This is a genomic window from Aliarcobacter cryaerophilus ATCC 43158, assembly GCF_003660105.1.
GTDB classification, from domain to species: Bacteria; Campylobacterota; Campylobacteria; order Campylobacterales; family Arcobacteraceae; genus Aliarcobacter; species Aliarcobacter cryaerophilus.
Map to the genome: position 1 here is coordinate 683,970 of NZ_CP032823.1, position 19,446 is coordinate 703,415.

Consider the following 19,446-nt stretch of genomic DNA (forward strand, 5'->3'; position numbering starts at 1 on the left):
ATGAACTCCAAAGTTTTATAAGGTTACTATTGATAATTAATATCATAATATAAATATAGTAACATAAAATAGATGCAAAGAAATAGCATTATAAATATTTAAAACATCAGAATTATTTATTTATATATTGTTATAAAATACCTAAGTGAGTAGATAAATTTATACTAATCATAATATTAAAACTTTTTGTTTAATACTTTATATTCTGCTGAAATCTTTTTCTAAAATCTTTTGGATTTAAAGATGTCTCTTGTTTAAAAAGTTTTCTAAAACTATTTTCATCAAAATACCCAAGTTCAAACGTAATATCACTAAAGCTTTTATTAGTAGAGATTAAAAGCTCTTTTGATTTTTCAACTTTTAAGATTTTCAAATATTGTAAAGGTGAGATATTAAGAGCTTTTTTAAATCTTCTATAAAATGTTTTCTCCGTAAGATTTATATTATTTGCTATTTCCAAAATAGAGAGTTGTTTATCTATATTATCTTTCATATATGATATAGAACTTTTTATATCTTCATCATCAAAAAGCAAAATTGTAGAAAATGCTTTATATGATTTTTGAGAATCTCTTCCTCTATCAATTAGCATTAAGTTTGCAAGTTGAGTTGCCGTTTTACAACTATGTATTTTTTCAATAATATATAAACACAAATCTAAATAAGCATTAACTCCACCAACAGTTATAATGTTTTTTTCATCTATTAATATTTTATCTATATCAAGATTTACAAGTGGATACTCTTTTTTAAATAGCTCTTCATAAGCCCAATGTGTAGTTGCAAATTTGCCATCTAGTAAATGAGTTTTTGCTAAGATAAAACTTCCTATACAAGCTGATGATAAAATAGCTCTATTATTATATTGATAGATTAGCCAATCAATAATTTTAGGTGATATATCAAACACTTCTTCTTTTTGTATTGGAGGAATAATAACTACATCATAAATAGTATTGCTTATAGAAGTAGTTTCAAAATACTTTGTCTCTTCATCACTTACAAATATAGTTTTAATCTCAACTTCATCTTTTGATTTACAACTAATATTATTTATATAAAACAGCTCTTCTATTCCATAAGCAGAAGATTTAAAAACATCTTTTAATATTAAAATAGCAATATTCATAATTTGTCCTAAATAACCTTTTATATGTCAAATACACCTATTTTAAATTGTAACATAATATGAAATAATTACAAAATTTAAAAAAGGATAAAAATATGTTAAAAAATATTTTAGTTTTGTTTATTGGTTTTATTTTTAGTTTAAATGCTTTTGCAATAGATTCTAATAAAACAGAGATTACGCTAATTAGAAATGCAACTGTAAAAATTACTTATGAGGGTAAAGTTTTTTTAATCGATCCACTATTTGCCCCAAAAAATAGTTATGAAGGTTTTGCTGGAACTTTAAATAGTCATATAAGATGGCCAAAAGTTGAACTACCTTTTGATATAAAAGAGATATTAAAAGATGTTGATGCTGTAATTATAACTCACACACATGAAGATCATATAGATAAAGTAGCACTTGAAACAATACCAAAAGATTTGCTAATTTTTACACAAAATAAAAAAGATAAAGAGTATTTACAAAGTTTTGGTTTTACAAATATTAAAATTATGCAAGAAAATAGTTATCTTGGAGATGTAAAATTATCTATTACCTCTGGAGAACATGCTTCAAATGAAGTAATGTTTTATGCAAAAGAGGTTCTAGGGGTTGTTAGTGGAGTTATATTTTCTTCTAAAAATAGTAAAACAATCTATTTAGCAGGAGATACAGTTTTTAATAAAAATGTAGAAGATGTGGTTAAAAAATATAATCCAGATATTATTATACTAAACTCAGGAGATGCAAAGTTAGCAAACAATGCCTCGATTCTTATGAGCAAAGAGGAAGTTTTAAAAACTCATAATATTTCTTCAACTTCAAAAATTATAGCTGTACATATGGAAGCTGTAAATCATGCGACACTTACAAGAGATGAGTTAAAATCTTTTGTAAAAGAGAAGAAGATAGAAGATTTTATAATTATTCCAAAAGATGGAGAGAGTATTAGATTTTGAGTTGATAGATAAAATATACATTCTTTAAAATTGTAAATAGTAATATTCATACACTACATCTTTGTAATACAAAAGTATAGGTGTAATAAAGCTATAAGCCAGTCATTATAAAACAATTTGACAGAGTTAATTGTGAAGTATTACATTTTTTCATTCAGTTGTAGGGCTAATTAATACAAACTCTATATCTAATTAAATAGATTTTATCTATTTCTTTGTTGTTTTCGTTTATAATACTTTTATAGAAGATACCCTATTCGTTGGTTGGAATTCTTTTGGTAGAGTACTTTAAATTGTCATTTTTAGTCCTTATTTAGTCCGTGTGATTTTATAAATATTGCTAAATATCGATAATTTATTATACTCTAACAAAACATTTAAAACAGCGATTTGATGGATATTGTATGATATTTATAAATAAAGATAAAAGGATGATTATGGGACTAGGTGTAGGAATAGTAGGGCTTCCAAATGTAGGAAAAAGTACAACTTTTAATGCTTTAACAAAAGCACAAAATGCGCAAGCGGAAAATTATCCGTTTTGTACGATTGAGCCAAATAAAGCGATAGTTCCAGTTCCTGATAAAAGATTAGACGAATTAGCAAAAATCGTTAATCCAGATAAAATTCAGCATTCTACTATTGATTTTGTTGATATTGCTGGTTTAGTGCGAGGTGCAAGTAAGGGAGAAGGGCTTGGAAATCAATTTTTATCAAATATTAGAGAAGTTGAAGTTATTTTGCATATGGTTAGATGTTTTGAAGATGGAAATATTGTTCATGTTGAGGGGGATGTAAATCCTCTAAGAGATATTGAAATAATTGAAACAGAGCTTATATATGCAGATATTTCACAACTTGAAAAAAAGATAGAAAGACTTAAAAAACAGTCAAAAGGAAGTAAAGAAGCAGCAGCTCAACTTGTAATTGCTGAAGAGTTATATGCTCACATAGGAGAACTTCAACCTGTAAAAACTTTTGAAAATAGTGATAATGAAGCATTTATAGCTTTAGATAAAGAGCTTAGATTTTTATCAAACAAAGATGTGATTTATGGAGCAAATGTAGATGAAGATACTCTAAGCTCTGGAACAAACAAATATGTAGAACTTGTAAAAGAGTATGCCCAAACAGTTAATGCAGATGTTATTGTCCTTTGTGCAAAAATAGAAGAAGAGCTTGTTGGTCTTGAAGATGACGAAGCAAGAGCATTTTTGGATGATTTAGGAGTTGCTGAGTCAGGACTAGAGCAAATTATTCAAAAAGCATTTGATAAACTAGGGCTTCAAAGCTACTTTACAGCTGGAAAGATAGAAGTTCGAGCTTGGACTATAAGAAAAAATACAAAAGCACCACAAGCAGCAGCAGTAATTCACAACGATTTTGAAAAAGGTTTTATAAAAGCTGAGGTTATATCTTATGAAGATTTTATTAAATTTGGTGGAGAATCTAAGTGTAAAGATGCTGGAAAATTAAGACTAGAAGGTAAGGATTATGTTGTTCAAGATGGTGATGTAATGCATTTTAGATTTAATGTTTAGATAAAATTCAAGGGGATATTTTGCAAATTGATGATTTATTAAGAAGAGTTGAGTCCCTTCCACCTCTTCCCCGAACAATTATTTTAATAGAAGAGTATAGAAGAAAAAATGAAAAAGAGATAAGCGAACTTCATGATATTATAAGCAAAGATGCTTTGATTGTAACAAACCTTTTAAAAATAGCAAATTCAGCTATGTTTGGTTTTAGAAGTAAAGTTGAAACTCCTCTTAGAGCAATATCTCTGCTGGGAATAAACTTTACAATATCTGTTGCTATTTCAGCTAGTAGCCAAAAGTTATTAGTTACAACTTTGGCTCCATATGGACTTACAAATGATAATTTTATGAATTCATCAAATATTGCATCTGTTTTGGCTAGTTTATGGTTAGGTAAAATAGATGAAAGTATAAGAGATGAGATTATTCTACCGGCTCTTTTACTTGATATTGGTAAATATATTATTGCAGATATGATTATGAATGAACAAAAAGAGAAAGAGTTTAAAGCAAAAATAGATGAAGGAATTTTATCTATTGAAGAGGTAGAAAAAGAGTTTTTAGGATTTTCTAGCGCATATGTAACATCACAAATTTTTAAACATTGGAAGCTTAGCCCAAATTTAATAAATAGTATTGAATTTGTAGATGATATCAAAAATGTTTCAGTAGAGTTTGAAAGAAAAGCAAAAATTTTAAGTGTAATCAAAACAGTTGCAAATATAAAAGAACCTTTAAGCGAAAAATCAATTAAAGAGGGAATTATTAAGGCAAAAGAGTATGGCTTTGATGCAAAGATATTAGCTCAAACTATAGAAAATCTTAAAACAAAAATAGATTTATATTAAGCTAATTTCAAAGTCCAAGAAGTAGAATTTCAAAAAGATTTTCTACTTCATCATCATTTAGATTTATAGTTTTTTTTGTAATAAAAAGCTCTTTTATTTTCAGATAATCAAACACTTTCCCTCTTATACAAGCTTTGTGAACAGGTAAAAAACCTCTTACTATTGATAAGTCACTATTTATTTCAACTTCACAAATAAAACACTCAAAATCAGTATGAAGTCTTCCTTCATGTTCTAAAATTGAGAGGTATGATTCTATAATAGCTCTATAAATATTTTGTTTCTCTATTTTTGAAACTAAATTTTCTAAAAGAAAAAAGTAGAATGGTTCTAACTCATGAAGCTCTTTTAAGTGAGTGTAAAAAAGTTTAAGATATCTTTGCCAAGCATACATTTTCTGGTTATTTAAAATCCAAGGAAAACCTAGTTGAATTACATCTTTAAGTCTTGAAATAGAAGACTTTGTACTTTCAAGTTCAAAGTCTATTTTATAGCCAATATTGATATTTGAGTGCCTTGCTCCATAAAATCTATATGTTGTAATCAACTCATTTTCGCATATAATAGTGACAATTAAATCATCATCTTTTACAGCTTTTATATCAATAATATAGCCTTGCACATCTTAATCTTAGAGTTAATCTTCGTTTGAACCTTCAAGCATATCAACTATTTCATCATAAATCTCTTTTGCTTCTTCATCATCAATTTCACCAGCTTCTAAATCTTTTAAAAGCTCCTCAAAATCTTTTTTCATCTCTTGCATATTTTCAAGCTCTTCTTTTAACTCAGGAGTGTCTTTCTTTGCAGCAATTATTTCAAAAATATCATCTATGTGATCTTCTATTTCAACTAAAACTTCATTATTTATTATCTCTTTAAGCTCTTCTTGGATACTCATTTTCTTACCTTCTTTAATTTTTCAAATTATATCAAAAGATTTCTAGCCTTTTGCTTCAATAATATCGTATAATTGATTTGATATAATATTGCGATAAATTTTAAGGAGACTATAATGTCATATTTTAAAGGTGTTTCTATAGCAAAAGCAGCAAATATTTTATACGATGGAAATATTACAAGCCGTGCTATTACATTTGAAGATGGAAGCAAAAAAACTTTAGGAATTATGTTAGAAGGTGAGTATGAGCTTAATACTGTAAATAAAGAAGTTATTGATATTCAAAGAGGAAAAATTGATTTATTACTTCCTGCTTCTGATTGGCAAGAGTTTGAAGGTCCAGCATCTTTTATTATTCCTGCAAATACAAAATTTAGATTAAGAGTACACAGTTTAGTTGATTATTGTTGCTCTTTTATTAAAGATTGATTTTATCAAACAATGCGAAAATCGCATTGTTTAGTGATGTTTTTTTGGTAATGTATCTAAATTTATATCTTCAAATTTCAAAACTTTTACTCCAAAATGGTCTTTTGAAAACTCATTTGCACTATTTTCATCTTTAAATGGTATTAATTCATTTCCCATAGGTCCCATAACATTTGAGCCAATTACAAAAAAAGCACTTTTTGCATCTATTTGCTCAAGAGTGTAGTAATCAGTAACGCTTATAGTTGAATTTTTTAAATCAGCATTTTTTATATATTTTGTTGGTTCAAAATAAAATTTCATCATATCTTTTACTCCATCAAAATAGTAACTCTCTTTATCTGTTTTAATAGTAGCAATCCATTTCTCATATTTTGCTACAAACATACCACAAACAGGGCATTTTTCATCTTTTTGGATAGTTAAACTACTATTTTGATTAGATACTTCATTTCTATTTTGATGTTGCATATTGTGATTAGAATGCTCCATTGCAAAAAGTGTTGTACTAAAAAGTAACATTGAAGTAAGAATTTTTTTTCTCATAATTTCCCTTTATTTTAAATTATATAAGTATATGAAAAATGAGTTAATTTTTAGTTAATTTTTTAGGTTTTTATATATCAAAAGTTTATATAATGTCTAAAAATTAAAGGTATTTTATATGTTACTAGGAAAATGTCCATATTGTGATGATGGAGAAATTGAAGTTAGAAAAAAAGAGGTAAGAGGAAAAAAAGTTGAATTATATGCTTGTAGCAATGCTTCTTGGACAACTGAAGATGGAGAATTCTTTGAATTAACATCTACTTCAAAATGTGGATTTAAAATTTGGCAAAATTCGCTTAGTCGTTATGGACATTGGCTAAAGCATAGTGAAATAAGAGAACTTTTGAGTAACAATGAAGTAGAGATAAAATTAAAAACCCAAAAAAGATTTGGGTTTAAAAATGAAAATAGAAAAGATTACTACAAAATTGCTATTTTAGATCCTGAATATGGTATTAAAATAGTGTTTTAAAACTCCACCGTTTTATAAATCATAGTTATTAAGACAAAAAGATTTAAAAGTAATACAAATTTTTTATAAGAAGTTGATTTTGTTTTTTCTTTTATTTTTATTCCAAAATATACTCCAATTAAAGAACCAATACCAATAATAGCTCCCTCATAATATAGCATATTTCCATATAATGAAGTAGATATAAATCCACCAATAGATGAAAAAATAACAAAAAACAGTCCCAAAGCAGTAGCTACTTTTAAATCATATTTTAAAAATTGAACTAATATTGGAAGAAGCATTAAAGATCCACCAATTCCGATACTCATTGCAAAAATTCCAACACAAAAACCAATAAATGCAAGTAAAAATATATTCTTATCTGCTTGTATTACTTCTTGAGAAGCAGGTGCTTTAAATAGAGTATAAATGGTATAAATAAGCACAGCAATAAAAAGATATTGAAGATAAATATCTGGAATTGAAGGTAAAAAATAACCACTAAAAAGTCCACCAACGCTAGCACCAACTCCTAAAATTATACCATCACGAAATAGACCTTTTATCTTTTTTGAGTTTAAAAAAGAGCCATAAATAGATGAAAAAACCATTTGCATTATAGATATAGCAACAGCTTCTTTCATAGCAAATCCAGCAACTAAAAGCATTGGAATTAAAATACTTCCACCACCAATTCCAAAAAAACCAGATGTAAATCCTGTAATAAGACCAAAGGCTAATAATTCAAATTCCAAAATTACTCTTTTTTATTTGATTTTAATGTATCTATGAAACAAAGATACTCTTTTTCCAAGATTTCATTTTTTTCATTTATATCACAATCGCACTCATGCTCTTTTTTTATATTATTTTCTAAAATTGTAATTCTCTCTATTAAATATTTAAACATCTCTTTATTTATATCTGGTAGCTCATTATGAGCCATTTTATCTCTTTTGCTATCTTTTTTTATAATTCTTGCTGGTACTCCAACAGCAGTTGAGTTTTCAGGAACATCAGTAACTACAACAGAGTTTGCTCCAATTTTTGAGTTAGAACCAACTGTAATATTTCCTAAAATTTTTGCTCCGCTTCCAATTACAACATTTGATTTAATCGTAGGGTGTCGTTTTCCTTTATCAAGACTCACTCCTCCCAAAGTTACACCTTGATAGATTAAAACATCATCTTCTATAATAGAAGTTGAACCAATAACAACTCCAATCGCATGGTCTAAAAATACTCTTCTTCCAATTCTTGCAGCAGGATGAATATCTGTTTTTGTAAAAAAAGATGATATCCCAGAAATAGCACGAGAAAGTTTCTCAAACCCTTTTTTATATAATCTATTTGCAATTCTATGATTTATAATTGCCCAAACTCCAGGGTAATTAAAAAATATCTCAAAGCTTGAATTAAAAGCTGGGTCATTTAGTTTCGGAACAGAAAAATCTTCTTTGATTTGACTCCACAAAGATATTTTTTCTTCTTCATTTTTTATTTCATTCGTCATCGTAATAACTCCAGATTGTTTTTAAATAACTATTGTCATCTAAATATTTTTTTAAGGTCTCATAAGTCTCACTTGGAAGATTTCTGCTTAAAATTGTTTGTATCTCTTGTGTATCGTAGTCAATATCATCTAAAATATCTATAACTTTTTGAGATTCCAAAAGTTTTTCTAAAATTACTTCTTCATCTTTAAAGACAACATTAACTTCTGTTGGATGAGAAAAAAGATTGTGTTTCATTCCCAAAGTATCCTGATATGCTCCTACATTGAAAAATCCTAAGAAATAATCTTCTTTATTTAAGTTTACATCATGTAAATATAGAGGTTTTTTCATATCAAAAGGAATTTCTCCATCGCTATCACAAGTTATATCCCAAAGACTTGCACTTCTTGTTGGTTTTTTATCCAAATGAGTTATTGGCATAATTGGAAACTCTTGGTCTATTCCCCAATAATCAGGTAAAGATTGGAAAAGTGAGAAATTAAGTAGATATTTTTCTTGAATATTTTTATCAAATCTTTTAAGCTCTTCATAATCATCAACTTGAAGAAGTGAAATGGCTTTTTTTATAATTTGATGAGTCAATATTTCAGCATTTGATCTATCTTGTAAATCTATATATCCTAAATCAAAAAGAGTTAAAAGTGATTCTAAATGGTCAATACTATCATGCATAAACTCATAGGCTTTTTTCTTTGTCATATCTTTGAAAAGTTCTCTTAACTCTTCTATTAAAGGAGGATTTACCTCTTTTAGTCTTAAGTGGTCAAGTTCATATTCAGCTGAAAATAGCTCTAAAACAGGAGTTATAAGAACAGTTGAAGCTGCACTTATAAATCTTCCTGATTCAGTAAAAATATTTGGCTCTTCAACTCCTTTTTGTCTTGCAATATCTTTTAAAGTAAATACAACATCACTTGCAAATTCAGCTAGAGAGTAAAATCTAGATTGCTCGTAAGCACTATATTCTACACTTAATCCACCACCAATATTTATAGAGTTAAGTTTTTTTGCACCCAAATTTTTAAGCTCAGCATATATATGACCTGATTCTCTAAGAGCTTTTTTTAAAGGTTTAATAGTATTCATAGCAGAACCTATGTGAAAATGAATCATTGTTAATAAATCCTCAAGTTCATTTTCTTGCATAAGCTCAAAAGCTTCTAAAATTTCTGTTGATGTAAGTCCAAATTTTGAGTCAATTCCACCACTTTTTGCCCAAACACCACTTCCTCCACTATGAAGTCGTACTCTTAAACCTATATTTGGAGCTTCCATTTTTGTCTCTTTTAAAACTTCCAAAATCATCTCTAGCTCATTTAAACCCTCTATAATAACAGTAATATCGTGTCCCATAGATTTTGCAATGAAGCATAGATGTATCATCTCTTTATCTTTAAAACCATTTACAGTTATTGGGCTTCCCATATTGTTGTAAGTCATAGCAATAATCAATTCAGCTTTACTTCCAGCTTCAAGACCATAGTTGTATTTTTTTCCAGAATTTACTAGAGGATGAATAAAGTTTGGTAACTGATTTACTTTTAGAGGAAAAACAGCATTAAATTTTCCTTTATAATCATACTCTTTTATACTCGCATTAAAAGTGTTAAAAAGTGTTTTAACTTGTTTTTTTGTAATGTGTGGAAATCTTAAAAGTAGTGGTCCTTTAAAACCTTGTTTTCTAACATCTTTTACAATTTTTATTAAAGATGGATATGGTTTGTAGTTTACTTTTACAACTCCATCTTCAATAAAAAAGTTATCATCACTCCAAATATCTATTCCATATCTGTTTTTCATATTAAAAATCCTCTAAAATTATATTATTTTCTTCTTTTGTATTTAAATTTTTTGTATAAATCATTCCATTTTCTAGCTCTTTTTCTCCAATAAGTGCAACAATATTGCATCCTATCTTTTGGGCTATTCCAAAATGCTTTGCAAAACCTCTTGGAGTATATTCTATATGAGTTTTTGTTGTTTTTCTTTTTTTAATTGCTATTTCAAAAGCTTTATTTAGACTAATTTCATCTAAAACACCAATATACAAAAACTCTTTTTCTTCTTTTTTTATTTTTACAAGCTCTAACAATCTTTCTATACCAATAGCAAAACCAATTCCAGCAGTACTTTTTCCACCTAAAAATTCAACCAATCTATCATATCTTCCACCGCCAGCAATTGCACTTTGAGCACCAATTTCATTGCTTACAAACTCAAATGCCGTTTTGTTGTAATAATCAAGCCCACGAACCAAATTTGAGTCAACTTCATAGCTTACTTTATTAAAATCTAATATCTCTTTTAGTTTTTCAAAATCACTATCACAAGAGCTACATAAACTATTTGTTATTTTTGGAGCATCTTTTAAAAGAGTTTGGCACTTCTCATTTTTACAATCTAAAACTCTAATTGGATTTGTGGTAACTCTTCTATTACAATCAACGCATAGCTCAGATTTGAAGCTATTTAGATGATTTATTAGATTCTCTTTGTATTTTGGCATACAATCACTACACCCCAAAGAGTTTAGTTTTAATGTAAATCCAATACCAAAATAGTCAAGAATCTCTTTGATTAGCATAATAATATTTGCATCTTCATAAACATTTGCTACTCCAAAAACTTCACAACCAAATTGATGAAACTCTCTAAGTCTTCCTTTTTGAGGTCTTTCATATCTAAACATAGGTCCATAGTAGTACCATTTATAAGTTCCACCAGCCTTATCTAGCTTTTTCTCAACAAAATGTCTTACAACTCCAGCAGTTCCTTCAGGTCGCAGACATACATCATTTTCACCCTTATCAATAAATTGATACATCTCTTTATTTACAATATCACTGCTTTCTCCAACGCTTCTTTTAAAAAGTGCTGTTTCTTCTAAAAGTGGAGTTTCTATGTAAGAAAAATCATATTTTTGTGCAATTTTTGAGGCATTTTCTATAAAATATGTAAAAAGTTCACTGTCACTTCCTACAATGTCTTTCATTCCTCTTAAACTTTGAATTGTGTTACTCATTTATAAAATCCTCAATCTGTTTTGCAATCTCATCTATACTTAAACTAGCATCTATAAAAATATAATCTATATCTAGTTTCAAAATAGTCTCTTTTAGTCTCGCTTGAATATCTAAAAGATAATCTAAACCTCTTTTTTCAATACTATCATTTTGTTTTTGAGACAATCTTTTTTGTAATTCATCTTTTTTAAGCTCTAGTAAGATTACTTTTTGTGGAAAACTATTTGAAGTTGCTAACCGATTTAATTCTATTAAATCTTCTATTTTTTTATCTTTTGCATATGCAATTCCAGATATAAATGAACGGTCACTAATAATTAATTTATTTTTATTTTTTAAGATTATCTCTTGAGTGTGTTCAGCTCGATCTGCAAGAAACATAAACATTTCAGCTAAACTACTATTTGCTTCTCCACTTAAAATCATCTCTCTTAGTTTTGTACCTAATGTAGTTCCTCCTGGCTCTTTTGTAAAAATTGCATTTTGAAACTTATTTTTCAAAATTTCTAACTGAGTTGATTTTCCAGCTGTATCAATTCCTTCAATAACTACATACATTCTAAAACCTCTTTAGGAACTAGATGTTCAAATTTTCCCTTAAATCTTATAATTTCTCGCACAATAGTAGAGCTTACAAATGCATGTTCTAGTGTTGGCATTAGGTAAACTGTTTCAAGATTATGATTTATTGAAGAGTTTGCATATCCCATTTGAAGTTCAAATTCAAAATCACTAACAGCTCTTAATCCCCTGATTATAGTGTTAATTTGTAAATCCTTTGCTAAATCAACCAAAAGAGTATCGAAACCAACAACTCTTACATTTTTAAGATGAGCTGTAGCAGCTTTTACAAATTCTACTCTTTTATTATGAGAAAACATAGGTTTTTTTAGTTCACTTTTTGCAACACTTATAATTACTTCATCAAAAACTTTTATTGCTCTTTCAATAATATCTAAATGGCCAATAGTAATAGGGTCAAATGTCCCACTGTATATAGCTTTTTTATATGAGCCAGTATAGTTATAATCGTTATTTTTCATATCTATTTCCATCTTTTATATAGTTTGTTATCTATTTTTAATAAATCCATCCACTTTCCAATAATAAAGTTTTCCATATCTTCTAAAGTTTGCTGAGAGCTATAATATCCCAAAATTGGAGGTGCAATTACAACTCCTAAATTTGATAGTTTTAGCATATTTTCTAGCATTATTGTATTTAGAGGTAACTCTCGTGGAGCTATTATAATCTCTCTTTTTTCTTTTAGCATTACAGAAAAAGCTCTAGTAATTAAGCTATCTGCTATTCCTATACTGCATTTTGCCAAAGTATTTGAGCTGCAAGGAAGAATAATCATTTTATCAACTTTAAATGAGCCAGATGCTAAAGAAGCTCCTATATTTTTGTCTTTAAAAAGTGTTATATTTTCATCATTTTTGAATATCTCTTTAGTTTTTATACCATTTTCAAGTTTTAAAGCCTTTTTAGAACTTTTTGAAAATACTACAAAAATCTCAATATCTTTTGGTATTTGTTTTATAAATTTCAAAGCTAGATTTACTCCACTAGCACCTGAAATTCCAACTGTTAATCTCAATATTTACCTCTTGAATTATTTAATTATAAAAAGCTTGATAGTAGCAAATAAAAGCTTCAAGTTTTATTTTATGTTAAAATATGTATAAGCTTTTATTAAATATTAAAAGGATAACATTTTGTATAAATTTATATATAAAACTATTACAAAAAGAGGTACAAGAATGTCAAAAAATTTCACATATATTAGAAAAAATAGAAATAATATGAGTTATACAGATGAGCAAAAAGAACTTATTTCAAAATATATTTTAAAAAATTCATTAACTATTTATAAAAATATTGAAATAGATATAAATAGACCTTCTCAAGAGAAAAATATTATTCAACTTTTAGAAAATTGTGAAAAAAACTCTACAATAATTGTTGCAAACTTAAATGTTTTTGGAAGAACTATTGATAGAATTTTAGAAATTGTAAAGTTTTTATTATCAAATAAGATAAGAATAATTGTTGTTGAACAAAATTTAGATTTGCTAAGTAACGATGATAAACTCACATTGATGATTTTAAATATTATAAAAATGACTATCTCCTTAGAAAAAGAGCTTCAAAGCTTAAGAACAAAAGAGGCATTAAATGCAAAAAAAGAAGATGGTATTGCTCTTGGAAAACCAAAAGGAACTATTCAAAAATCAAAATTCGATGAGCAAAGAGGCAAAATTGAAGAATTGCTAGCTATGGGTCTTAGTGTTAGAAAAATATCAAAACTTTTAGGATACAACAACCATATAGGTTTAAATAGTTATGTAAAAAAGAGAGATATTAGAGCGATTGCAGTTGATAAAAAGTAGCTTTAAAATTTTTTATATGGCTTTAAAAAAATTAATAGTAGAATGATGAGTTAAAAATTAAAGGAATAGTAAATGAAAGTATTATTAATAAAAGATGTAAAAACTTTAGGAAAAGCAGGTGAAATCAAAGAAGTAGCCGATGGGTATGGTAAAAATTTTTTAATAGGGAAAGGCTTAGCTTTACAAGCAACAAATGAAGTAATAGCAAAACATAATGCAGAGCAAAAAAAGTTAGCACTTAAAGAAGAAGAAGAGATAAAATCTGCAAAAGAATTAGCAGAAAAAATAAATTCAACAAAGCTTACAATTAGACATAAAGCTGGAGCAAATGGTCAGCTTATTGGGAGTGTTACAAATAAAGAGATAAGTGAAGAGCTTGAAAAACAATTCTCTATTATGGTTGATAAAAAAAGTATAGTTGTTGATAATAAATTAAAAAATATTGGTATTTATGAAGTATCTTGTAAATTAGGACACTCTGTAAATGCAATTTTAAAAATCGATATAATCGCTGGTTAATTATGTTTCATGCAACTACGATTTTAGCCTACAAAGGTAAAAATAAAGCTGTTATTGGTGGAGATGGACAAGTATCTTTTGGAAACACAGTTTTAAAGGGAAATGCCACAAAGATTAGAACTTTGTATAAAGGTCAAATTTTAGCAGGTTTTGCAGGAAGCACAGCAGATGCTTTTAATCTTTTTGATATGTTTGAAGCTCATCTTGAAACTTGTAAAGGTGATTTATTAAAATCTGTTATTGCATTTTCAAAAGAGTGGAGAAAAGATAAGTATTTAAGACGTCTTGAAGCCATGATGATAGTTTTAAACAAAGAAAAAATATTTATTTTAAGTGGAAATGGAGATGTTGTTGAGCCTGAAGATGGAGAAATAGCAAGTATTGGAAGTGGTGGAAATTTTGCAATATCTGCTGCACGAGCACTAGCAAAACATTCACAACTTGATGAAGAAGATCTAGTAAGAGAGTCTTTGATGATTGCTGGTGAGCTTTGTATTTATACAAATCAAAATATAAAAATATTAAAAATAGAGGAATAAAAACAATATGGATATGACACCTAGGCAGATTGTTGCTTATTTAGATGATTATATTATTGGTCAAAATGATGCAAAGAAGACCATTGCCCTTGCTTTAAGAAATCGATATAGAAGAATGAGAGTTGAGCCAAATCTACAAGAAGAGATTATGCCAAAAAATATTCTAATGATTGGAAGTACAGGAGTTGGTAAAACTGAAATTGCAAGAAGAATGGCAAAAATGATGGGACTTCCTTTTGTAAAAGTAGAAGCTAGTAAATATACAGAAGTTGGATTTGTAGGAAGAGATGTTGAGTCTATGATTAGAGACCTTCTTTATGAAAGTATAAATCTTGTTACAAAAGAGTTTGAAGAGAAAATTAAAGATAAAATTGATGATGAAGTAAATAAAAAAATAATTGAGAAATTAGTACCACCACTTCCTGAAAGTGCAAGTGAGAGTGCAAAAGAGTCATTTATAAAAACTTATAATCTAATGGAAAAGAAGTTATTAAATGGTGATTTAGATGACAAAAAAATTGAAATAGAATTACCTAAAAAAGCTCATGTTGAGATAATTGATTCTAGCTTACCATTTGATATGAGTTCTATGCAAGAGAGTCTTAATAAAATGTTAGGAAGCTTAAATAAAGAAAAAATAAAAAAAGAAGTAAGCATAAAAGATGCAAAAATTCTTTTAAGAGGTGTTGCTAGTGAGAGTTTATTAGATACTGAAGCTATTAAAATAGAAGCTTTAAAAAGAGCTGAAAACGGTGGAATTATTTTTATAGACGAGATAGATAAAATTGCAAGTGGAAAGAAAAATCAAGGACAAGATCCATCAAAAGAGGGAGTTCAAAGAGATTTACTTCCAATAGTTGAAGGTAGTAGTGTTCAAACTAAATTTGGACAAATAAAAACTGATCATATTTTATTTATAGCTGCTGGTGCATTTCATGTATCAAAACCTAGTGATTTAATACCAGAACTACAAGGAAGATTTCCTCTTAGAGTTGAGTTAGAAAGTCTTGATGAAGAAGCTCTTTATAAAATTTTAACAAATACAAAAAATTCACTTTTAAGACAATATAAGGCTCTTTTAAAAGTTGAAGATGTTGAGCTTGAATTTGATGATGATGCTATAAAAGCTTTTGCAAAATATAGTGTTGCAGCAAATGAAAAAACAGAAGATATAGGTGCAAGAAGACTTCATACTGTTATTGAAAAAGTTATTGAAGATATATCTTTTGATGCAGATGAGAAAAAAGGTTCAAAAGTAGTTGTAACGAGTAAATTAGTATCAGAAAAACTTGAGAAGATTGTTGATAATGTTGATGTTACAAGATATATATTGTAATTTAATACTATTTTGATAGAATACTAAATTATTAAAAATACGGGGGATATATGAAAATCATAACTTTTTGTCAAATTGATGAGTCGCTTTTTAATCCAGAATTCGATGTTGAGTCTTTTCACTCAAAAGGTGAAGGTAAAGCTGATATAGCAATAATAGACATAGAATCTATTTTTGAATATGAAGAAAATAAACATAGTGTTTGCAAAGAAAAATATGTATCTATTGCAATAATAGAAGATGAGAGCGATTATGATGCTTTCAAAAACTTTGGAATAGATGCTTGGATAAAATATTCAGATATTTCTCAAATCAACAATTTAATAAATCTTTTAAATAAAAGATTTTTGTCTTAAAGGTTTAAATATTATTATAGATACTCATTGCCATCTTGATAATGAAGCTTATTTAAGTGATATAGATGGTGTTATCACAAATGCAAAAGAATCTGGAGTTAATGCTTTTTTAATTCCAGGAGCAAGTTTTGAAACTATTCACAAAGCTATAGAATTAAGTGAAAAATATGATGAAGTTTTTTTTGCTGTTGGAATTCATCCTTATGATATAGATGAGTATGATGAAGCAGTAATAGAGAGATATATAAATCATCCAAAGTGTATAGCTATAGGTGAGTGTGGATTAGATTATTATAGGCTTACAGATGATGAAATTGAGAAGCAAGAGAATATAAAAAAACAAAAAGAAGTTTTTATTTCTCAAATAAATTTAGCAAAAAAGTACAAAAAACCACTAATTATTCATATTAGAGAGGCTTCAAATGATTCAAGAGAGATTTTGGAAAAATATGCCTCAAAAGATTTAGGTGGAGTTTTGCACTGTTTTAATGCAAGCCCACATCTTCTTCCTTTGGTAAATATGAATTTTTATTTCGGAATAGGTGGTGTTATTACTTTTAAAAATGCAAAAAAATTAGTAGATATTTTGCCACAAATTCCTAAAGAAAAACTCCTAATAGAAACAGATGCTCCATATTTAACACCACATCCTTACAGAGGTGTCAGAAATGAGCCATATTATACAAAATATGTAGCTCAAAAAATGGCGGAGATTTTAAATATGAGTGATGAGGAGATTCAAAGTATTACTACAAATAATGCCAAAAATCTTTTTAAAGAGTTTTCTAATATTTCTTAGGTATAATCAAAGAATTCTAAAATAAAGAGGAAACCTTGAAAAAAATTTTAGTAGCAATAATCATTTTAATTTCTTCTGTTTTTGCAAATAATCTTGAGCAAAATATGGTTATATTAGAAGAGTTAAATCTTCCAAAAGAGTTTTTGAATGAACAATCTTTTAAATCAAAATATAAAGAACTATCAACTACAAAAAAAATTCAGTATTACGATAACTTAATAAAAAAATCATCATTAAATGCAAAAATAGTAAAAGAAGAGTTAGAGTTAAAAAATCTTCCTAAGGTTCTTTTTTTCCTACCTTTAATAGAGTCAAGTTTTAAGAATTTAGTTAATAAAAATGGTCCTTCTGGACTTTGGCAAATTATGCCTTTAACTGCTAGTAATCTTAAATTAAAAAGAAATGAGTTTGTTGATGAGAGACTAGATTTAATAAAATCAACAGATGCTGCTACAAATTATTTAAGAAAATATTATAAAAAATTTGGAAAATGGTATTTGTCTGTTTTGGCTTATAATGCAGGAGAAGGAAGAATTATTCATGGAGTTGCAAGAGCTACTTTGGATAAATATTTAGATGAGCATCCAACTATGTATCATGATAAGGTTATAAAAATTTATAATTTATATATTGCGGATTATACAAAAAATAAAAAAGGTATAGACAATTTATATACGATATATAAAGATTTGGGTTTAAAATCTGGGCATTTTGACTATCTTTATCTTTTAAAGCATAATTCAAAAAGAGATTATTTGCCAAAAACTAGTGTAAATTATATAAATATGTTGGTCTCTTTTTCAATTCTTGAAAATAGTGATAGATTTAAAAACTTAGATAAAAAAACAAAGTATGATTTAGAAAAAGTCAATGCAAATAAAGGCTTAAGATTAAAAACTATTGCAGATGAACTTTCTATGAGTTATGAAGAGTTAAAAATTATAAATAAGCATCTTTTAAAAGAGATGATACCAACAGATAAAAATAGTTATAACTTATACATTCCTCATACAAAAATTGAGTTATTTAATAATAAAGTTGCAAATATGAAAGATTTACCTTATATCGAAAATAAAGTAAATTTAGAAAAAATAAAAAAAGAGTCAAATAGTAAAGAATTAGCTACAAATAAAGTTATTCATAAAGTAAAACAAGGTGATACACTAGAAGCTATTGCAAAAAAATATAAAGTTAGTGTAAAAAAACTTAAAATTGATAATAAAAAAAGTAGTAGTAAGTTGAAAATAGGAGAGAACATTGAGATTATCAAATAGAATTTATAGTATTACTTTTTTAATTTTTTGTTCGTCTTTTTTATTTACTGGTTGTTCTACTAAACAAACTTATGATTATAACTCATATCGTAAGGATACGGGTGATAAAAGTATAAATAATAGTGAAGCCATGCATAGAGCTACAATGAGACCTTACAATGTTTTTGGAATCAGATATTATCCTTTTGTTGCAAATGTTGGAGATAAATTTGATGGAATTGCCTCTTGGTATGGACCAGATTTTCATGCAAAAAAGACTTCAAATGGTGAAATTTATAATATGTATGCTATGACAGCTGCTCATAAAACTTTGCCTATGAATACAGTTGTAAGAGTTGATAACTTAGACAATGGAAGAAGTACAATAGTTAGAATAAATGATAGAGGACCTTTTGTTGCTGGAAGAATTATTGACCTATCAAATAAAGCAGCTCATGAGATAGATATGGTTAGAAAAGGTACAGCAAGGGTTAAGGTTACTGTTTTGGGTTATAATGGATTAATTGATGATAAAAATGCTCCAAGTGTAAACTCAATTGAGCAAAAACCAGAAGTTGAGAAAATTGAGGTAGTTGAAGACGATATAGTAGCTACAAATATTAATACTAATATTGGTATGGCTGCACCTGTTATATCTTCAAAAAGTAGTTCAAATCAGGGCTCAAAATCTTCTTCTGGCGGAAAATTTAGTGTTCAAGTAGGAGCATTTAGCTTACAAGCAGGAGCTTTAAAAACAGTAGATGAGTATAAAGCAAAATTTCCATCAAAAAAGATAGAGTATGTTGAAAATGGTGGAATTTATAGAGTTTATATAAGAGGTTTTTCATCTTATGATGATGGACAAAATTTTAAAGCAAAAAATAGTTTAACAAATGCAATTGTAGTTCAATAAGGATTT

24 protein-coding genes are annotated in these 19,446 nt (G+C 27.6%); 13 read left to right on the forward strand and 11 right to left on the reverse strand.

Annotated elements, in window-relative coordinates:
* Positions 1-190 precede the first annotated feature (190 nt).
* The gene (locus ACRYA_RS03420; RefSeq protein ID WP_105917766.1) at positions 191-1,129 is read right to left on the reverse strand and encodes a GlxA family transcriptional regulator; all 939 of its coding nucleotides are present in this window, start codon (positions 1,127-1,129) and stop codon (positions 191-193) included.
* A gap of 95 nt (positions 1,130-1,224) precedes the next feature.
* On the opposite strand from ACRYA_RS03420, the gene ACRYA_RS03425 reads away from it, so the two are divergent.
* The 3 genes from ACRYA_RS03425 (at position 1,225) to ACRYA_RS03435 (ending at position 4,459) form a co-directional block, all read left to right on the forward strand.
* Complete coding sequence (locus tag ACRYA_RS03425) at positions 1,225-2,073, forward strand: MBL fold metallo-hydrolase (protein ID WP_105917765.1); 849 nt, start codon at positions 1,225-1,227, stop codon at positions 2,071-2,073.
* Positions 2,074-2,510: 437 nt separating this feature from the next.
* Entirely contained in the window at positions 2,511-3,614 is a 1,104-nt protein-coding gene (gene ychF, locus ACRYA_RS03430; RefSeq protein ID WP_105917764.1) for a redox-regulated ATPase YchF, read from the forward strand.
* Positions 3,615-3,634: 20 nt separating this feature from the next.
* The gene (locus tag ACRYA_RS03435; protein WP_228199777.1) at positions 3,635-4,459 is read left to right on the forward strand and encodes an HDOD domain-containing protein; all 825 of its coding nucleotides are present in this window, start codon (positions 3,635-3,637) and stop codon (positions 4,457-4,459) included.
* A gap of 7 nt (positions 4,460-4,466) precedes the next feature.
* On the opposite strand, the gene recO is transcribed toward ACRYA_RS03435, so the two are convergent.
* Positions 4,467-5,081 carry a recombination protein RecO gene (gene recO / locus ACRYA_RS03440; RefSeq protein WP_105917763.1) on the reverse strand — a complete coding sequence of 205 codons (615 nt, stop codon included), beginning with the start codon at positions 5,079-5,081 and terminating at the stop codon, positions 4,467-4,469.
* Between the two features lie 15 nt (positions 5,082-5,096).
* On the reverse strand, positions 5,097-5,360 hold the full coding sequence (locus ACRYA_RS03445; RefSeq protein WP_105917762.1) for a hypothetical protein: 264 nt from the start codon (positions 5,358-5,360) through the stop codon (positions 5,097-5,099).
* A gap of 114 nt (positions 5,361-5,474) precedes the next feature.
* On the opposite strand from ACRYA_RS03445, the gene ppnP reads away from it, so the two are divergent.
* Positions 5,475-5,789 carry a pyrimidine/purine nucleoside phosphorylase gene (gene ppnP, locus ACRYA_RS03450; RefSeq protein WP_105917761.1) on the forward strand — a complete coding sequence of 105 codons (315 nt, stop codon included), beginning with the start codon at positions 5,475-5,477 and terminating at the stop codon, positions 5,787-5,789.
* A gap of 30 nt (positions 5,790-5,819) precedes the next feature.
* Here the strand turns inward: ppnP and ACRYA_RS03455 are convergent, their stop codons facing one another.
* Positions 5,820-6,335: a nitrous oxide reductase accessory protein NosL gene (locus ACRYA_RS03455; protein WP_105917760.1), complete on the reverse strand. Its 516-nt coding sequence runs from the start codon at positions 6,333-6,335 to the stop codon at positions 5,820-5,822.
* Positions 6,336-6,453: 118 nt separating this feature from the next.
* Here ACRYA_RS03455 and ACRYA_RS03460 point away from each other — a divergent pair, with 118 nt between their 5' ends.
* Entirely contained in the window at positions 6,454-6,810 is a 357-nt protein-coding gene (locus tag ACRYA_RS03460; RefSeq protein WP_105912134.1) for a hypothetical protein, read from the forward strand.
* On the opposite strand, the gene ACRYA_RS03465 is transcribed toward ACRYA_RS03460, so the two are convergent.
* The 7 genes from ACRYA_RS03465 to ACRYA_RS03495 are packed head-to-tail and all read right to left on the reverse strand — an operon-like array spanning position 6,807 to position 12,932.
* Complete coding sequence (locus ACRYA_RS03465; protein ID WP_105917759.1) at positions 6,807-7,547, reverse strand: sulfite exporter TauE/SafE family protein; 741 nt, start codon at positions 7,545-7,547, stop codon at positions 6,807-6,809. The two genes, ACRYA_RS03460 and ACRYA_RS03465, sit on opposite strands and share 4 nt — an antisense overlap.
* Before the next feature lie 2 nt (positions 7,548-7,549).
* Positions 7,550-8,305, reverse strand: coding sequence for a serine O-acetyltransferase (gene cysE, locus ACRYA_RS03470; protein ID WP_105917758.1), 756 nt, complete (start codon positions 8,303-8,305; stop codon positions 7,550-7,552).
* The gene (gene speA / locus ACRYA_RS03475; protein ID WP_105917757.1) at positions 8,295-10,109 is read right to left on the reverse strand and encodes a biosynthetic arginine decarboxylase; all 1,815 of its coding nucleotides are present in this window, start codon (positions 10,107-10,109) and stop codon (positions 8,295-8,297) included. The genes cysE and speA overlap by 11 nt, the downstream gene beginning before the upstream one ends.
* Position 10,110: 1 nt before the next feature.
* A complete protein-coding gene (hisS, locus tag ACRYA_RS03480) occupies positions 10,111-11,331 on the reverse strand; it encodes a histidine--tRNA ligase (protein WP_105917756.1) in 1,221 nt (406 codons plus the stop codon).
* Positions 11,324-11,890, reverse strand: a complete 567-nt coding sequence (tmk, locus tag ACRYA_RS03485) for a dTMP kinase (protein ID WP_105917755.1) — start codon at positions 11,888-11,890, stop codon at positions 11,324-11,326. The genes hisS and tmk overlap by 8 nt, the downstream gene beginning before the upstream one ends.
* Positions 11,881-12,375: a pantetheine-phosphate adenylyltransferase gene (gene coaD, locus ACRYA_RS03490; protein ID WP_105917754.1), complete on the reverse strand. Its 495-nt coding sequence runs from the start codon at positions 12,373-12,375 to the stop codon at positions 11,881-11,883. The genes tmk and coaD overlap by 10 nt, the downstream gene beginning before the upstream one ends.
* 2 nt (positions 12,376-12,377) lie before the next feature.
* Positions 12,378-12,932, reverse strand: a complete 555-nt coding sequence (locus ACRYA_RS03495; RefSeq protein ID WP_105917753.1) for a UbiX family flavin prenyltransferase — start codon at positions 12,930-12,932, stop codon at positions 12,378-12,380.
* A gap of 118 nt (positions 12,933-13,050) precedes the next feature.
* Here ACRYA_RS03495 and ACRYA_RS03500 point away from each other — a divergent pair, with 118 nt between their 5' ends.
* From ACRYA_RS03500 to ACRYA_RS03535, 8 genes are all read left to right on the forward strand, one after another.
* The gene (locus ACRYA_RS03500) at positions 13,051-13,725 is read left to right on the forward strand and encodes a recombinase family protein (protein WP_228199778.1); all 675 of its coding nucleotides are present in this window, start codon (positions 13,051-13,053) and stop codon (positions 13,723-13,725) included.
* A gap of 72 nt (positions 13,726-13,797) precedes the next feature.
* Positions 13,798-14,244, forward strand: a complete 447-nt coding sequence (gene rplI / locus ACRYA_RS03505; protein WP_105917752.1) for a 50S ribosomal protein L9 — start codon at positions 13,798-13,800, stop codon at positions 14,242-14,244.
* A gap of 2 nt (positions 14,245-14,246) precedes the next feature.
* Entirely contained in the window at positions 14,247-14,783 is a 537-nt protein-coding gene (gene hslV / locus ACRYA_RS03510; protein ID WP_105917751.1) for an ATP-dependent protease subunit HslV, read from the forward strand.
* Between the two features lie 7 nt (positions 14,784-14,790).
* On the forward strand, positions 14,791-16,119 hold the full coding sequence (gene hslU, locus ACRYA_RS03515; RefSeq protein ID WP_105917750.1) for an ATP-dependent protease ATPase subunit HslU: 1,329 nt from the start codon (positions 14,791-14,793) through the stop codon (positions 16,117-16,119).
* A gap of 50 nt (positions 16,120-16,169) precedes the next feature.
* Entirely contained in the window at positions 16,170-16,475 is a 306-nt protein-coding gene (locus tag ACRYA_RS03520; RefSeq protein ID WP_105917749.1) for a hypothetical protein, read from the forward strand.
* Positions 16,476-16,548: 73 nt separating this feature from the next.
* Positions 16,549-17,274, forward strand: coding sequence for a TatD family hydrolase (locus ACRYA_RS03525; RefSeq protein WP_306307909.1), 726 nt, complete (start codon positions 16,549-16,551; stop codon positions 17,272-17,274).
* Between the two features lie 35 nt (positions 17,275-17,309).
* Positions 17,310-18,548, forward strand: a complete 1,239-nt coding sequence (locus ACRYA_RS03530; RefSeq protein ID WP_105917747.1) for a lytic transglycosylase domain-containing protein — start codon at positions 17,310-17,312, stop codon at positions 18,546-18,548.
* A complete protein-coding gene (locus ACRYA_RS03535; RefSeq protein WP_105917746.1) occupies positions 18,532-19,440 on the forward strand; it encodes a septal ring lytic transglycosylase RlpA family protein in 909 nt (302 codons plus the stop codon). The genes ACRYA_RS03530 and ACRYA_RS03535 overlap by 17 nt, the downstream gene beginning before the upstream one ends.
* The last annotated feature ends 6 nt before the right edge of the window (positions 19,441-19,446 follow it).

Excerpts from the sequence above, each read along its gene's own strand:
- rplI (WP_105917752.1), top strand. The coding sequence starts at position 13,798 with ATGAAAGTATTATTAATAAAAGATGTAAAAACTTTAGGAAAAGCAGGT.
- ACRYA_RS03455 (WP_105917760.1), bottom strand. The coding sequence starts at position 6,335 with ATGAGAAAAAAAATTCTTACTTCAATGTTACTTTTTAGTACAACACTT.
- tmk (WP_105917755.1), bottom strand. The coding sequence starts at position 11,890 with ATGTATGTAGTTATTGAAGGAATTGATACAGCTGGAAAATCAACTCAG.
- ACRYA_RS03445 (WP_105917762.1), bottom strand. The coding sequence starts at position 5,360 with ATGAGTATCCAAGAAGAGCTTAAAGAGATAATAAATAATGAAGTTTTA.
- ACRYA_RS03520 (WP_105917749.1), top strand. The coding sequence starts at position 16,170 with ATGAAAATCATAACTTTTTGTCAAATTGATGAGTCGCTTTTTAATCCA.
- hslV (WP_105917751.1), top strand. The coding sequence starts at position 14,247 with ATGTTTCATGCAACTACGATTTTAGCCTACAAAGGTAAAAATAAAGCT.
- ychF (WP_105917764.1), top strand. The coding sequence starts at position 2,511 with ATGGGACTAGGTGTAGGAATAGTAGGGCTTCCAAATGTAGGAAAAAGT.
- ACRYA_RS03460 (WP_105912134.1), top strand. The coding sequence starts at position 6,454 with ATGTTACTAGGAAAATGTCCATATTGTGATGATGGAGAAATTGAAGTT.
- cysE (WP_105917758.1), bottom strand. The coding sequence starts at position 8,305 with ATGACGAATGAAATAAAAAATGAAGAAGAAAAAATATCTTTGTGGAGT.
- ACRYA_RS03420 (WP_105917766.1), bottom strand. The coding sequence starts at position 1,129 with ATGAATATTGCTATTTTAATATTAAAAGATGTTTTTAAATCTTCTGCT.
- hslU (WP_105917750.1), top strand. The coding sequence starts at position 14,791 with ATGGATATGACACCTAGGCAGATTGTTGCTTATTTAGATGATTATATT.
- speA (WP_105917757.1), bottom strand. The coding sequence starts at position 10,109 with ATGAAAAACAGATATGGAATAGATATTTGGAGTGATGATAACTTTTTT.
- ACRYA_RS03425 (WP_105917765.1), top strand. The coding sequence starts at position 1,225 with ATGTTAAAAAATATTTTAGTTTTGTTTATTGGTTTTATTTTTAGTTTA.
- hisS (WP_105917756.1), bottom strand. The coding sequence starts at position 11,331 with ATGAGTAACACAATTCAAAGTTTAAGAGGAATGAAAGACATTGTAGGA.
- coaD (WP_105917754.1), bottom strand. The coding sequence starts at position 12,375 with ATGAAAAATAACGATTATAACTATACTGGCTCATATAAAAAAGCTATA.
- ppnP (WP_105917761.1), top strand. The coding sequence starts at position 5,475 with ATGTCATATTTTAAAGGTGTTTCTATAGCAAAAGCAGCAAATATTTTA.